This is a genomic window from Caldicellulosiruptor obsidiansis OB47 (genome assembly GCF_000145215.1).
GTDB lineage: Bacteria > Bacillota > Thermoanaerobacteria > Caldicellulosiruptorales > Caldicellulosiruptoraceae > Caldicellulosiruptor > Caldicellulosiruptor obsidiansis.
The window spans coordinates 441,068-456,092 of the sequence record NC_014392.1 but is presented as its reverse complement, the minus strand read 5'-3'; the positions used below and the strand labels follow the sequence as shown (position 1 = coordinate 456,092).

Annotated in this window: 16 protein-coding genes and 1 pseudogene; 2 read left to right on the top strand and 15 right to left on the bottom strand. The window is 32.3% G+C overall.

Features of this window, described 5'->3' with window-relative positions; translation table 11 throughout:
* Positions 1 to 7 precede the first annotated feature (7 nt).
* Genes ytvI through zapA form a run of 4 tightly spaced genes read right to left on the bottom strand, consistent with a single transcriptional unit; the run spans position 8 to position 4,776 of the window.
* Positions 8 to 1,120, bottom strand: coding sequence for a sporulation integral membrane protein YtvI (gene ytvI, locus COB47_RS01850; protein WP_013289721.1), 1,113 nt, complete (start codon positions 1,118 to 1,120; stop codon positions 8 to 10).
* Positions 1,120 to 3,423: a U32 family peptidase gene (locus COB47_RS01845; protein ID WP_013289720.1), complete on the bottom strand. Its 2,304-nt coding sequence runs from the start codon at positions 3,421 to 3,423 to the stop codon at positions 1,120 to 1,122. The genes ytvI and COB47_RS01845 overlap by 1 nt, the downstream gene beginning before the upstream one ends.
* Complete coding sequence (locus tag COB47_RS01840; protein ID WP_041742358.1) at positions 3,420 to 4,301, bottom strand: alkaline phosphatase family protein; 882 nt, start codon at positions 4,299 to 4,301, stop codon at positions 3,420 to 3,422. Before COB47_RS01840 ends, COB47_RS01845 begins: the two co-directional genes overlap by 4 nt.
* Position 4,302: 1 nt before the next feature.
* The gene (gene zapA, locus COB47_RS01835; protein ID WP_013289718.1) at positions 4,303 to 4,776 is read right to left on the bottom strand and encodes a cell division protein ZapA; all 474 of its coding nucleotides are present in this window, start codon (positions 4,774 to 4,776) and stop codon (positions 4,303 to 4,305) included.
* A gap of 158 nt (positions 4,777 to 4,934) precedes the next feature.
* Between zapA and COB47_RS01830 the strand changes: the two genes are divergently transcribed.
* Positions 4,935 to 5,921, top strand: coding sequence for an aldo/keto reductase (locus tag COB47_RS01830; protein WP_013289717.1), 987 nt, complete (start codon positions 4,935 to 4,937; stop codon positions 5,919 to 5,921).
* Positions 5,922 to 6,051: 130 nt separating this feature from the next.
* Here COB47_RS01830 and COB47_RS01825 read toward each other — a convergent pair whose 3' ends face one another.
* The 5 genes from COB47_RS01825 to COB47_RS12230 all read right to left on the bottom strand — a co-directional run bounded on the left by COB47_RS01825 (position 6,052) and on the right by COB47_RS12230 (position 9,745).
* Entirely contained in the window at positions 6,052 to 6,408 is a 357-nt protein-coding gene (locus tag COB47_RS01825; RefSeq protein WP_232841449.1) for a hypothetical protein, read from the bottom strand.
* Positions 6,409 to 6,457: 49 nt separating this feature from the next.
* Positions 6,458 to 6,709 carry a hypothetical protein gene (locus tag COB47_RS01820; protein ID WP_013289715.1) on the bottom strand — a complete coding sequence of 84 codons (252 nt, stop codon included), beginning with the start codon at positions 6,707 to 6,709 and terminating at the stop codon, positions 6,458 to 6,460.
* 502 nt (positions 6,710 to 7,211) lie between these two features.
* A complete protein-coding gene (locus tag COB47_RS01810; RefSeq protein WP_013289714.1) occupies positions 7,212 to 7,589 on the bottom strand; it encodes a hypothetical protein in 378 nt (125 codons plus the stop codon).
* 420 nt (positions 7,590 to 8,009) lie between these two features.
* Positions 8,010 to 8,954 (bottom strand): hypothetical protein, encoded by a 945-nt coding sequence (locus COB47_RS01805; protein WP_237698965.1) that lies wholly within the window; start codon positions 8,952 to 8,954, stop codon positions 8,010 to 8,012.
* Complete coding sequence (locus COB47_RS12230) at positions 8,873 to 9,745, bottom strand: lysozyme (protein WP_013289712.1); 873 nt, start codon at positions 9,743 to 9,745, stop codon at positions 8,873 to 8,875. The genes COB47_RS01805 and COB47_RS12230 overlap by 82 nt, the downstream gene beginning before the upstream one ends.
* A 96-nt stretch (positions 9,746 to 9,841) precedes the next feature.
* On the opposite strand from COB47_RS12230, the pseudogene COB47_RS01795 reads away from it, so the two are divergent.
* Positions 9,842 to 10,984 (top strand): annotated as a pseudogene (locus tag COB47_RS01795) (IS256 family transposase).
* A gap of 205 nt (positions 10,985 to 11,189) precedes the next feature.
* Here COB47_RS01795 and COB47_RS01790 read toward each other — a convergent pair.
* From COB47_RS01790 to COB47_RS12745, 6 genes are all read right to left on the bottom strand, one after another.
* A complete protein-coding gene (locus COB47_RS01790) occupies positions 11,190 to 11,852 on the bottom strand; it encodes a hypothetical protein (protein WP_013289711.1) in 663 nt (220 codons plus the stop codon).
* A 33-nt stretch (positions 11,853 to 11,885) separates the two neighbouring features.
* Entirely contained in the window at positions 11,886 to 12,752 is an 867-nt protein-coding gene (locus COB47_RS01785) for a hypothetical protein (RefSeq protein WP_237698964.1), read from the bottom strand.
* Between the two features lie 37 nt (positions 12,753 to 12,789).
* Entirely contained in the window at positions 12,790 to 12,918 is a 129-nt protein-coding gene (locus tag COB47_RS12750; protein ID WP_013289709.1) for a hypothetical protein, read from the bottom strand.
* Positions 12,919 to 13,483: 565 nt separating this feature from the next.
* Positions 13,484 to 14,113, bottom strand: coding sequence for a hypothetical protein (locus COB47_RS01780; RefSeq protein ID WP_013289708.1), 630 nt, complete (start codon positions 14,111 to 14,113; stop codon positions 13,484 to 13,486).
* Positions 14,110 to 14,895, bottom strand: a complete 786-nt coding sequence (locus COB47_RS11885; protein WP_013289707.1) for a glycoside hydrolase family 73 protein — start codon at positions 14,893 to 14,895, stop codon at positions 14,110 to 14,112. The genes COB47_RS01780 and COB47_RS11885 overlap by 4 nt, the downstream gene beginning before the upstream one ends.
* The gene (locus COB47_RS12745; RefSeq protein ID WP_013289706.1) at positions 14,882 to 15,010 is read right to left on the bottom strand and encodes a hypothetical protein; all 129 of its coding nucleotides are present in this window, start codon (positions 15,008 to 15,010) and stop codon (positions 14,882 to 14,884) included. Before COB47_RS12745 ends, COB47_RS11885 begins: the two co-directional genes overlap by 14 nt.
* Positions 15,011 to 15,025 lie beyond the last annotated feature (15 nt).

The window sequence follows — 15,025 nt, the reverse complement described above, 5'->3', positions numbered from 1 at the left end:
TATAAGTTCACTCCTTTTTTGGCATAAAAAGATTTTCTCTTATCTTTTTAATTGCCCCTGTCTCATACACTGCCTTCAAAAACACAACCAGAAGTGGCCCTATTACAAATCCCCATGCTCCAAACACTTCAACACCTGCATAGATAGAGACAAGTGTTGTAAAGGTCGAAATTCCCACCTGGCTTGCAACAATCTTGATAGACGCAAATTCGCGAAGACCTAAGATTATGAGATAAACAACCAAAAGTTTCATCCCAAAATTAGTGTCCCCAGCTATAAAACTGCCAGCTATCCACGGAAGCAATATTATGCCAGAACCTATAATTGGAATTATGCTCAAAAGGCCCAGAAGGAGGCTTACTACCAAAAAGTAAGGTGCTCTTATTATAGAAAGTCCTATCAGTCCTGAGAGAAACATCAAAGCCGACAAAATTATCTGAGATTTCGCATAATCTACAACAGAATCTATAACTTTAAAAACAATTGATGAAATTTCTCGGTAAAGCTGAGCTGAGAAATTTTGAATCAGCCATGCTCTCATTTTATGTCTGTCGCGCATAAAGAAAAAGCTTGATAAAACAGAAAAAAACCATATAGTAATACCTTTTAAAGTTGCAGGTATAACCTTCACAACTTTTAGACTCAATGTGGCAATCTGATTTAAAACATTTGTAATCTCATTCACACCAGATTGAATGAAATTCACAATAGGTACCGGCAGACCTGAATATATATTTTTTACACTTGCAAAGAGCTTATCTAACATCTGGTATATTTTGTCATAGTCTATGTTTTGAAGGCTTGAAACTAAACTCATACACTCATTTACAAGAATGTATATGCCTTCTGCAAGCATAAAACCAAGTATTAAATTCAAAGCAATCAGTATAAGAATTGCAGAGATTGTTCTGCTTACCTTTCTTTTTTCCAGGTATTTTAAAAGCGGTTCAGACACCTCTGCAATGAAAAGTCCAATAATAACCGGAATAAAAGCCTTTATAACAAACCTCATAAAAATGTCAAATGTCCTGATTAAATACGCACATGAAAATATAAATGCGCTAATTAGGATAACATAAATCATAGCAACCACAAACCGGTTTTTTGTAAACTCCCTCATCATGACAAATAATACCCCTTTGTGATTTTTAGAAAAATCTTTTTTGCATCAAAATATCCTTCCAGTGCTTTTTCCATTTCATTTTTAGTTGCGCCTGTAAAGTCAAATCTCAACACATCAGCCATCACATCTTTATCATCTATATATAAAAACGCCGGGTTTAATATTTCGTTTTTCTCGCTCTGGGTTTTTATAAGTTTCAAAAGTTCTCCTTTTCGGTCCTGTAAATACTCTCCTTTTTCGAAAAATTTGAGTCTATTTATCATAAGTGGAATTTTGCCAAAGATAATTATCTCTATTTCACTTTTTCGTGCACTCGTGTAGATTTCTGCAATTCTTGTTTTAGATAGCTCAACAGAAAGACAGATTCTTTTACAATTAAGTTGCTCTAAAAATCTTAATGAGGCAGAGTTTGTTGTGTTCAAGCTAAAATCAAAATAAATTTCAAAGTGGTGCTTGAAAATCTCATACTGTCCAAGGTTCCTTACTAAAACCTTCTTTATACCCTTTTCTTTTATCTTCTCAACCTCAACCCTTTTCAAATCTTCATCGTGTGTTATCCTGTCAAGATAAACAACCATGTTGTCATCTATCTTAACATCAAAAATTATATTGTAAGGCACATAAATTTCATAGTCTGAAAGATTGCGTAACTCACACCACTTTTTAAGCTTTTCAAGTTGCCAGATAGAATCCACCATAAAAGAAAACCGGTGGTTCCTGTCAAATGACCGTACATAACAATCTCCAAGATACCTTGAAATTTCAATATCTTGGTTTAGCTCTTTCTTGTAAGAGCTAATTATCTTTTGAGAAAGCTTTTCAATCAAAAGCTTTCTCAGACGGTTTAATTCTGAAACTTTCACAAAACAGCCATCTTCAATATGCGCATCAAAATTTCCCATCTCAAAAACTGTCCCACCAAGTTTTGAAAAGCTGCTGATTACAGCCTCAGATGTAACCTCTTTCTCTTTTGCCTGCTGAACAACTTCTCCTTCTTCTTCTACCACAAATCCATCACTCATAGCTAAAGCTTTTATTCTCTTTCCTTTTTCAATCCATATCTTGAAATCAACCTTCCTAAACTTTTTTTCCAGCTTCAGCTCTTTTTCTATCTCTTTTTCATGTTCTTTGCTTCTTACAATAAACACCTGACCCTCTGAAAATTCTTTTAATCTCTTTTTTCTTTCAAAATCAACTTTTACTTCAAATATCTTATCGTCTTCTTTTGCAATATTGTTATTTATTTCAAGAAGAATCTCTTCGAAATTTTTATTCCTAAAAGAAATTACATCACCATTTGAAAGATTATATGAAGTCTGTAAAAAAAGTTTTCCATTCTTAAAATAGAATTTTCCAATAAAAAGACCTGTATTATTAGGTGCAGATTTAAAGATTATTCTATCTATACCAGCATTTTCTAAATATCCAGAGCAGAAATTCCCCCTATTAAAAACAAGTAAGAGTTTTTGCCTATCAGCACTATCAATTGTTATTTTGCCTTTCTCGTAATACATATCAATATATTTTCTATATATTGAGGTCACAGTATACACATAATACTGGTCCTTTAATCTCCCCTCTATCTTGAAAGATTCAACTCCTGCTTTTATTAGCGTATCAATATTTTCCAAAAGACAAATGTCCTTTGGTGAAAGAAGAAAACCTTCATCAATTTCTTTTTTCTCTTTGTCTAAAAGTTTATAATAAAGCCTGCAAACTTGAGCACACTGCCCTCTGTTGCCGCTTCTTTTGAAAAGAATGCTTGAAAACAAACATTGACCAGAATATGAAACACATAAAGCTCCATGCACAAAAACCTCAAGTTCAATACTGCTTTGCTGTCTTATGTTTTTTATCTCATCTATGGATAGCTCTCTTGAGAGTATAACTCTTTTTACTCCTAAGTTCTCCAAAAACTTTACCTGAGCACAGTTATGAACTGTCATCTGTGTACTTGCATGAACAGGCATGCCTGGAAACTCTTTTAAAATAATAAAGAGCAAACCTAAATCTTGCACAATTACAGCATCAATTCCTTCCTTGTTTGCAAATTCTACAAGTTTTAAAGCTTTTGGCATCTCGTCATTGTAAATCAGGGTGTTTATTGCAAGATATATTTTTTTCCCTCGCTCATGGCAAAAATCTATAGCTTTTCTAAGCTCATCTTCTGAAAAGTTCTTTGCATATGCCCTTGCTGAAAACTCTTTTGCACCAACATACACGCTGTCAGCCCCAGCTTTGACTGCCGCAACAAGTTCTTCAAACCCGCCTGCCGGTGATAATAACTCTACCTTTTTCATATTTCTTTGTCATCCCTCTGCGCTTCTTTTTCAAAGTATTTCAAAATACTTCTGTAAATCTGGTCAATTGATTCTAATTTAAAGATTTCTTTTTTGTTCCCATACGCTAAAAAAGGGACTTTATTTTTTGTATGCGTTTTTGTTGACAAATCCTCTACATTACCATGGTCAGATGTCACAATAAGACAAGTATTTTCCGGAAGATTCTCAATTAGGTATAGCATAAACTCATCTAAAAGTTTTAAAAGCTCTAAAGCTTTTTCCATATCACATGAGTGCCCTATAATGTCTGTTTTAAAATGTTCAAACAGGACAAAATCATTTTTGTGTAGTACATTCAAAAGATTTTCAGCTGCCTTTTCAGGTAAAAAAACTGGTACCTCATATCCACTTTCAATTAAAACGTGGTTTGTGATGTCAAAATAAACCCCTTCTCCTCTTAAAAGGTCTTCCACTGTTTTAAATTTTATTCCTGATATCAAGGTCATGTAGCTTGTCACAGACATCTTAAAATTCTTGTCATTTAATAGCTTTTGCAAATACTCGTTTCTGTAAACATTTGCGAAGTCTACTTTAAAGCCTTTGTGTAAAAGAGTAGTAAAAATATTTTGTCTTTCAATTATTCGCTTGAGGCTTGGGGTAATCTGCCCGTTAATGTGAAAACCTACCTCTTTTGCCGCATTTATACCTGAATAGATTGTAACCTGACCAGTTGCACTTTGTGGCAGACCTTCAACACCAAGTGTTGCATCTAAAAACAAGACATTTCCTTCTTTTAAAAAAATGTCATATGCTTTTGGATGATAATAAAAAAAGGGGTTGTGTTCACTTTTCTCCCCTTTTCCAACACCGTCTAAGAATATAAATAGCATTTTCATTTTACCTATCACCGTCAAATGCGTTTATAAAATCATCAAGTTCTTTTTTGGTTTTTTCAAGTTCCTGCTTTGTCTTTTCAAGTTCTTGATTAAGATTTTGAATAATTTCATTTAACTTTTCAATCTCTTGATTTTGCTGCAAGAGCTTTTCCTCTGCCTCTTTTAATTTCTCTTTGTATTCATCAACTTCTTTTTGATATTTTTCCTTTTCTGAAATCACCTTTGAAAGCTTATCATCACATTCTAAAAGATGCTTAAAATACTCGTCTGCCACTAAAAATGCTGTAAGCATTGCTGACAAAGACGTAGAAAGCTGCGGCTCATTAGCCACAACCTCAGACATCTTCTTGTTTATATAATTTGCAATTTTCATTATGTACTCTTCATCTTCGTCAGTTTTCAATACATAATTCATACCTGCAATCTTTACTTCAATTCTCTTCAAATTATCTTCTCTCCTGATATTTTCATCCATCGGCATACATCCTTAAAAAGCTTTGAAAGTGTTGTTAACTATATTATAGATTTTTTTAGGTTTATTTGCAATTGAGATTTAGAAAAGTACTTGTATTGTTGAATTCAAAAAGATAAAATCAAATTATTAAAAATACTTTTAAAAGGGGATAACTCAGCATGTATGTAGCAGATTCAAACAGATACAACAACATGTTATACCTACGATGCGGTCAAAGCGGACTAAAGCTTTCGGCCATATCTCTTGGCTTTTGGCACAATTTTGGAGATGGTGATCAATTTGACAACATGCGCAAAATAGTTCAAAAGGCTTTTGACCTTGGAATCACATACTTTGATTTGGCAAACAATTATGGTCCTCCACCAGGTGCGGCTGAAGAAAATTTTGGAAGGATTTTTAAGCTTGACTTAAAGCCTTACAGAGACCAAATAATTGTTGCAACAAAAGCAGGATACACAATGTGGGAAGGTCCTTATGGCGACTGGGGCTCAAAAAAATATCTTCTTGCAAGCTTAGACCAAAGTCTAAAAAGAATGAACCTCGACTATGTTGATATCTTTTACTCTCATAGACCAGACCCTCAAACGCCAATTGAAGAGACAATGGAGGCTTTGTATCAGGCAGTACATCAAGGAAAAGCTTTATATGCTGGTATTTCAAATTATAATCCTGAACAAACCAAACTGGCGTATTCAGCTGCCAAACAAATGGGATTAAAGCTTATAGTAAATCAAGTTCGATACAACATGTTTGCAAGAGACGTTGAAAATGGTCTTTTTGATACATTAAATGAGCTTGGCATGGGAGCTGTCATCTACTCGCCTCTTGCTCAAGGACTTCTGAGTGATAGATACTTAGATGGTATTCCTGAAGACTCACGGGTTAGAAAATCAGGTGTGTTCTTAAAAGAAAGTGATATAACACCTGAGAGAATTGAAAAGGTTAAAAAATTATCTGAGATTGCAAAAAGGCGCGGTCAGACAGTTTCACAGCTTGCACTTGCTTGGATTTTGCGAAATAAAGTTGTAGCATCAGTAATTGTTGGTGCAAGCAAGGTATCTCAGATTGAAGATAATGTGGGATGTATCAATAATCTTGAGTTTTCAGAAGAAGAATTAAAAGAAATTGAAGAAATTTTGAAATAATCATTATTTTTCTTTTAAAAGAAAAATGGGCTGTTTTTCTTCAATTGGAATAAGCAGCCCCTGTTTTTTTAGTTTTTATCATGTGTTTCTTGAATAATCAATTTTTTGCTTTCCATATTGTTGTAATATTTCAAACTATTTCATCAAGTACTCCACTAATTGTTTTGCTTTCTTTAAATAAACTATAACTCTTTAAATCTTTTATTACAAATTCATATTCAATGTCAAAAGGTTTTATTTTTACTTTCCATACACCAAACACTTTACCTTTGATTGCATTTATAAAATTATACCTCATAACACTCCAAAAATATCTATAAGGATGTTCTTGGTTTGTAGGCTTTACATCAATGTTTATTGTAAATACAAGTTTTCCTTCTGGATTATACCATTCCATTGACACTTGGCTTTCCTTTTTAATATTCTTAGCCTGACACCATACAATTATAAAGTCATCTACTTCACTGAACACCTTTTTTATATTCACTGGTTGATAATTTTCGTCTAAACCATTACAAGAATAAATTGTAACAATTTCAATCTTGCATCCCTTCTTTCCTTAGTTTTCTGTTATTTATTCTCTTTGATACAAATTTGTAAACATAATAACCAACCAACCCAAAAGCAGCTACTGACCAAAGCCATTCAATTTTCAAGGCTTTTAGTGCTACATTTATTAAACTGCCCAAAACAGGTATAACGATAAACCCTGTTAAAATAGTTATAAAAATAATAAATACTATGGATATTCGAAAAAGAATATCCTTTGCCTTGAATTTTTTACTCATGACATTTTCCCTTCCTTTTTTATCTACATTTTAATATGCTCCTCCATCAAGTGTCTGGAACTATTGTTGCTACCCAGTACTTCTCTTATATCAAATAAATATTTTTCTTCCATTACAGCTCTTTGTAAAATAATAATGAGCCGGGCTTTTGTACTGTCACTTTTTGCTTTCCTAAATTCCCCATCTTCATTTATTCTGTTACTTGCCTTCTCTAAAACTTGCAATACCATTTTTTATTTTGTGAACTATGCCCGCTATTCATTAGAAAAAGGAACTTTGAAAATTTTCTCTTAAATACAATAAGCACATATAATTAAAGCACCTATATACTAAAGCTACTCTACTTTCAAATCTTTCAGAAGTACTCTTATTAAGCTGCTCACAATAATCAAAATTACTAAAACAACTAAAATAACAAACATCAACATCATATGAAAAAGAATTTCTCTTGTTTTACGTATTTGCCTTATAATATTCTTTTCGTATTTTTTAAATATTTTAACTAATATGTTCCTCCACCAATAAGTTTGTGTAATCCATACTCCACTTTTGTGATGGCATTATCAATTGCTTTACCCACTTTGGTATTATCAAACCACTTTTCTACACTTGCTATTTTATTAGTAACAGTCGCAATAACACTTACTGTGCCTTTCCCGAAAAGATATCCTTCGCCCATACCTTTCAATACTCCACTTACTGTTTTACTTGCAACCTTTCTCTCCAGCATTGTAAAACCACTTGTGGCAGCCCTGTACGCTTTCACTCCTCCACCTATTCCACCTGCTGCAATTGATACTATATTTGTCAACGTATTTTCTCGTAAATCATTAGCAATAGAACTTACAATATGATGAGCTATTTTTTGGATACTATTCATTTTTACCCCTCCATCCTCCTTTAAGCGTAATAGTATAAAATTTTCTGAAGTCAAATTTATCAAAAAAAAAAAAGTCAATAATAGTTTGTTACAAAAACAATTATTGTTACAAGCAAAATGTCTTTATAATACGCACAAATAATGACTTAAGATATGTAAAAAGCTGCCGTATAAAAAGGCAGCTTTTTGAAAATCACTCTTCAAAACTTTTTATACATTTCTCTTTTTGTCCCACATATTGGGTAAAATTCCAGAGCTTCATCTAAAACTGTATGTCCTCAAACAGTGCAGATATAAACATTTTTAATCTCAATATTCTGTCCTTCTTTTGCAGCATCCAAAGCAACTTTGAAAAGCTGGGCGTGAATTTTTCTGGTATATAATAAAAGGCAATATAGTTCTTTCAATTTAAAGGAACAATTAGTTATTAATAGTATGAATTAACAAGTAGTGCTTTTTATCCTTCTTTTCTACTGCTGCAAACCAAACGTTATATCCACTTTCGCCCAACATAGCTCCATATTGGTTTACAAACATAAACAAAGGCTCAGCTTTGATAATTGCTTTTTTTAAATTAACATTGAATATCTTGTCAAAACTATTAACAAATTCTTTTTCATTTTTTATAGTTTTCTTTTTACCATTAATTTTGACATCAATAGGATATGCTATTAATTTTGCAAGTGCTTTTCTGTTGTTTCTTATTAAATAGTTTTGAACACTAATAGCGAATTTCACTACTTCTTCATCTGGAAAACCAACCAAATCGAATCTTCTACCGTATTCAGCGTAGTTTTTTCCAATAAGCTTAAGTTTAAAAATTTCCTTATCTTTGCCATTACTCCAAGTTCCCTCAATTATATCTGCTGTTTTTATATTACCTCTAAATGTTCCAATTACTTTACCTTTTTGGTCGAGTTCATTCAATTTTATTTTCTCTTCCTTAATTATTCCTTCTAACTTTATATACTTTTTTACACCCTTGTAAGCATATAACCCTGTAACTTTTGAGTTGTTAAGGTATATACTCATTACTACATCGTTGTTCCCTTTTTTACCACTGTAATCATAATAGCCTCTTTCAATTTTATCGTTGCTTAAAACAACTGCATTAGGCAAAATTAAAAACATAATTAAGAATGTAGTGACAACTTTTTTTATTAACTTCACAAGATACCACCTCACTAATTTCGTCAGTTTTTGCCCAAAACATAAAAATAAATTTCCCTCAAAAAGTAGTTTATTATTCATTTCCTTCCAGAGTCCAAAAATTAATAAAATCTCTAAAGACCAATTTCCTTTTTTATCTTTCTCCAAGTATTTATATCTGTAATCTTGTAATCTCCCTTTACAAACATCTTCCATTCGTCGTATCTGCGCCTTTGTAAACCTTCTAAAACTTGTCCCTTAGCTTTTGACCAAGAAAGAAAATCGTCTCTGAGCTCTCTTTCTAATTTAGTGTCAATACCATTTTTAACAACTTTAATTATATCATCACGAGTCTTAGACATTTCATTATTTGTCCATGCCGAACCAACATTGAAAGTAAAGCTCACTAAAGCATCAAATTGATTTTGTGAAAGTTGAATCTTATTGTTTTCCATAAACTTGTTTATTGCATCAGTTGCACCTTTGATATCATTTTTGAAAAACTCATATGCTTTTTCTTCAGTTATTGCTTTCTTGGGTTTGTTAGTTTTAAGGTCAACATATTCTCCCAATTCTTTGTCTCTGAGTACATGTCCAATTCCGATAGTCCAAACACCATCTTTGTCTCTATAAGCAATGGAGGAGTATCCTTCATATGACTTAACAAATTCAAATAGAGCTTTGCTTGGTTCTAATCTTTTTATTGCTGCTGGAATATTTTGAGTTTTTGAAGCAGCATCTATTTTCGTGGAAGACAGTTGAGAATTTAAAGTTGGCAGTGTTGTAGAACCTGAAAGTTTCGGTGTTAAGGAACCACCTCCATTTATCTTAGGCGTATAACATCCACTCGTCCTCACTGGCGAGACACTTGCTGATATTCCACCTGAATAACCTCTATCACCCAATACAAAATTGTCTGAATACCCCGGTGTTATACTCGCACTGCTACTCTCTTTCCTGCTTGCCTCACTTTTACCTTTTAAAGTTATTGAACCTCCACTTGCCACCTTCGGTGTATAATACCCATTCCAAGGGAGTTAAAATAAAATTGTGTCCACTGTATAATTAGTATTGAAATAATCATCGAAGGGGGCTACTTAAGAATGAATAAAAACGAAATTATTGAGACTGCTAAAAACATGGCAAAAGAAGCAAGTATTAAATATGTATTGCTTCCTGTGATGATCCTAACCGCCCAGCTCTAAAGCAACTAAAAGTAAAACTTGCAACACCTGCCTCAAGTCTTGAAATCTCTGTCCCTCGCACACGCTACTTCCAATTTCCGACCTTCTATCCTCTTCTTCCCACTACAAAAGAGTTGATAGTTTTCCTACTTACCTGCTTATGTCGCAAGTATGCCAATGGTTATTCTTGAGCGTTCCCTTGTTCAAACTTTGAAAGCTTTGAATCTTCCATATTCCGAAAATGAAATACTAAAAATCAAAGAAGACCTTAAAAATGAGCTTGAGTTTCCCAAACAAAGAGAACTACCAACAAGTGCTTTTGCACTTATTATTGATGGTTATTCAGAAGTGAAATTAAAGATAGTTCTAAAGTTAAACAGGCTACTTGTTATGTTGTTCTTGGTATCAATTCAAGAAAGGTAAAATAAATATTTTTTGGTGTCTATACTTTCTTTGGGCAAAGAAAATAAGGCTTACTTAAACAAAAGTATTTGAAGACCTAATTACAAGAGGGCTTAAGGAAGTTCTAATTGTTATTGGTATTATAGACGCTATCAAACTTGCTTACCCATTTGCCGACCTTTAGCTTGCTTTTGTACACCTTAAGCCTAAATGGCATAAAACATAGACATGAGAAGATGCTTCAGCGTTTAACAAGAGTTTAGACAAAATCAAAATCTCTTCTTTTGACTCCGATGAAGCTGTGTTGAAATTTAAAGAACTTTGTGATGGATACCTTTCATAATATACTCGATTTATTAAAGCAATATCAGAAAAAGCAAAGTTTTACCTTACTCATATGAAATATCCTGAGGAATTGAGGAAACATATCTATACCACAAACGCCGTTGAAAGTACAAACAGTATGATTGAAAAAAAAAGAAGTAAACTCAGGTGGATATTTTCAGTCTGTTGAGGTTTTAGAAATTAATATTTACTTACAGCGAGAAAACTTGCGTCGTACAAAATGGAAGAATGGAGTTCTAAATAATTAGAAAGTGTCTTAATAATATAACCCAACTTTACAACTTACGTTATAAATTGGAAATACAAAATTTTTGACAAGTCTCAAGTATAACTTTTTTCAACTTCATTATACTCTATTCAGTGCTCTTGACTTATAAAAACTTTAAAAATGGCAACGCTAAAAAATATACATAACTCTAAAAAGTTTCATTTTAAGTAGTTTTTAAATGATTTTTATCGCCATTTCTGTCGATTTTAATTTATCTTTTTCTTATATCTTTAAAGCCTAAGATTCCTATTCCTACTGTAAAGCTTTTTTAATGTAATCTATTCTTTCAGTATAAAAAGTATCATTATACACATACAAATGATTCATTTTTGGAATATATACAAAATAAAGAGAAAGCTCTCCAAATACGCGCTTGCCTTTTCTGTAATATCTATAAAATTTATATCCTTCTTTCATTTCAAAGAGCATATTTTGAACTAATTTTTCATTCAAAATTGACTCATCATCTTCCTTTCCATTTTCGTCGAAAAAAAGTGGTTTCAAGTCATCAGGAAGCTTCTTTTTTCCTAAGGAAAAGGTTTTTACATGATATAAAACTGTTTTAATGTCATCTTGCATTTTCCTATCTAAATTGTCTGGTATCTTATTATTTCTGATATAAAGCCAGTTTGAAGTCAGCTTTTCTAATTTGGGTTTGGCTTTTTCATCAAAAATTAATAGGTCAAGAAAGTAGGTTTCGCATTTTACAATTTTCTCTTCTTTTATCGGTTCAGGAAACTCTATATTAAATATCTTATACAACCTAATCCATTCAGCTCTGTTTTTTACATGCTTCGGCGGATTGGAATTGAAATAAATCGAAAATACTATTATACCAACTATAAAAACAAAAAAACCCATGACTGATAAAACAATTAGTAAACAGAAACCTCTCAAAGTTTTTTTGCCTATCATGGATTATCACCGCCTTTATTTTTGTAAAAGAAACTAAAACTTAACTGTTTCTATTTTGATCAAAATTTCGTATGAGTTAACAACATCCATATTCTGCAAATCTTCTCCAAATTCATTCAGCCATTTACCAACACCTATTTCTCCCCTTACCAAGTCCAATATTTGTACTATTGAACTTTCTTTCTTAACATTGTTATCAAAGTTATATGTATCCTTAAGCCATATACTTATGGTGTTTTCATTTTCTTTTTTAAAATACAGGTTAGCATTGTTTATTGCCAAATAGAGATCTAAATCTTGCTCCTTAGAAAATGTTACTTTAAAAAATTTTCCATTTTGATCTTTCTCTTTTTCTTCCCCAACTTTCATTGCAGGGAGTAATTCTTTAGCTATAGAAATAATATACTTCCTAACTTTCTTATAATCTTCATTCTCCCTTATTTTTTGAGACAATTCACTTTTTTCATTGGAAATTATAATATCATTCGGATTATCCTGCAAGGAATGTTCTAAAAAATTTATGGAATATTTCAAACTATTACTGCTGGCATGTCTTAACGCTTCTAAAAGATCTTTTAATATTACTCTTAATACAATTTTTTCAGTTTTAGATGAGAAATCCTCAACTTTTTGTCCAATGCCATCTAAAAAATCTCTGAATTTATCCGCTATTGAAAGAGAACCTGAAAGTTTCGGTGTTAAGGAACCACCTCCATTTATCTTAGGCGTATAACATCCACCTGTCCTCACTGGCGAGACACTTGCTGATATTCCACCTGAATAACCTCTATCACCCAATACAAAACTGTCTGAATACCCCAGTGTTATACTCGCGCTGCTACTCTCTTTCCTGCTTGCCTCACTATTACCCTTTAAAGTTATTGAACCTTCACTTGCCACCTTCGGTGTATAATACCCATTCCAACTTATATCACTCCTATATAACGTCACACAACCACCTGGCAACTTCCTCTACAATAAAGTATATCTTACCCTCTGGACTCCTCAAAATCTCATTCGTAACCACTAACTTCTTGCCACCAATTTCTATTTCCTTGCCATACATCTTAATATCTCACCATTACCCTTCAATATCATATTTCATCATTTCGTCCATCAATTTATTCATTAGTTTTTTAATTGAGTTACAATCTTTTTTATAAAATTTTGTACTAAAACTTTTCTTTTTGTTAACCTATACCCTGGAATTTATATGCAAATCTTATCTCACGCATCTTTATATTGTCAATCCCGTCTTTTCTTTTTTTAAATTAATTTTTGCGATTTTTTCAATATAAAATTCTTCTTCCTCCAAATATCTTGAAATTTCTTCAATTTTCTCTCGCTTTCATAATTAAACATAAGCAAACCTCGGTGGCTACCAAGTAAACCTTGTATTATTCCCCATGTCAAACACAGTAGCTCACAAACAAGAATATTCTCTCTGTAATTTATTTGAACATAATTTTACCGAAAATATTTCGGTAACATTCCCAATACATATTTAAAAAGTAACTTCCAGCTATTGACTGTAAAATTATAATACTGTTATAGCTTTGTATTGATTTGCAAATATCGAAAAAGAAAATTAAATTTAAATACAAAATGAAAAAGATAAAGTATTTAAAATTTTATTTCAAATCAATTACTGCTATAACTTTGTAATCTCCCTTCAATTTTTTGAACAAAACAAAACTTCCAACAGGTAGACTATTAATAATTTTTGCTTCACAAAGTAAGAATTCATCATTATCAAGTACATATATTACAGGTGTTTCATAATTTTTACCTGCCTTATTGAGTATTTTGTAAATTCTGTTAACAATCTCTTTTGTTGATTGTATATTATTATATTGGATATATTCTATCTTATTTGTGAAATAAATACTTTTTAACTTTTTGATATTATTAATCTTACCTCCTAATTGAACTGTAGAATGAAAAAGTTCCGAAAGTTTTACTGGCAGTTCTCCATCTACTGGAAAAATAAGACCTGAAGATATTTCATTCGGTTTATAGAAGTTTCTAATGTTTTTCCCTCGCAAGCCATATCCACCAGTTATATAGTTTCTTATTACTAAAATCCCATATGGATTTGCAATGTTTACAAACTCTTCAATATTTCCTGTTTTGATTGCATGCACAAATTTATTGACAGTTTGCTTTATTTCAGATGTAGTATTGCCTTTGGTAAACGAACAAGAAATCAAAGTAATACACATTAAAATTAGTACAATTATTCTACAAAAAGCCTTTTTCATTTTTTCTTCTCCTTTGTATCAATTAGTTTCCATGTCGTCATGATATTGATTAATTTTTTACTATATTCAGGATCGGTAGCATAACCAGCTTTTTGTAACCCTTCTGCCCATTTAATAGGATCACTTGTTTTAAATAATTCTTGATATCGTTTATTATTTCTTAAAAATTCACTATGATCTTTTATTGATTCTTCAAAGTTGTTATATGCTCTAAATCTATCTTCAATTTTTATTTTTTTACCATTGACATACTCTGTTGTAGTAACAGTAACACTTCCTGCTGGGTCTTCCCCTTTTATCCCAAATAAGTTGTAACTATATTGTCCTGTCTTTTTATCAACGGGAACAGACTTTCCATAATTCGATTCAAGTATAGCTTGAGCTGTAATAATTGCAGCTGGAATCCCTGTTTTCTTTTCTACTTCTTTTGCAGCTGCAAATACAGCAGCCACAAAATCTTCCTTACTCATATTAGAAGTTATTGTTTTCACTTCAGTTAGAGTTGAAGAACCTGAAGGCTTTGGTGTTGAAGAAGCTCCTCCATTTATCCTTGGCGTAGTATAACATCCACCTGTCCTCACTGGCGAGACACTTGCTGATATTCCACCTGAATAACCTCTATCACCCAATACAAAATTGTCTGAATACCCCGGTGTTATACTCGCACTGCTACTCTCTTTCCTGCTTGCCTCACTATTACCTTTTAAAGTTATTGAACCTCCACTTGCCACCTTCGGTGTATAATACCCATTCCAACTTATATCACTCCTATATAACGTCACACAACCACCTGGCAACTTCCTCTACAATAAAGTATATCTTACCCTCTGGACTCCTCAAAATCTCATTCGCAACCGCTAACTTCTTGCCACCAATTTCTATTTCCTTGCCATACATCTTAATATCTCACCA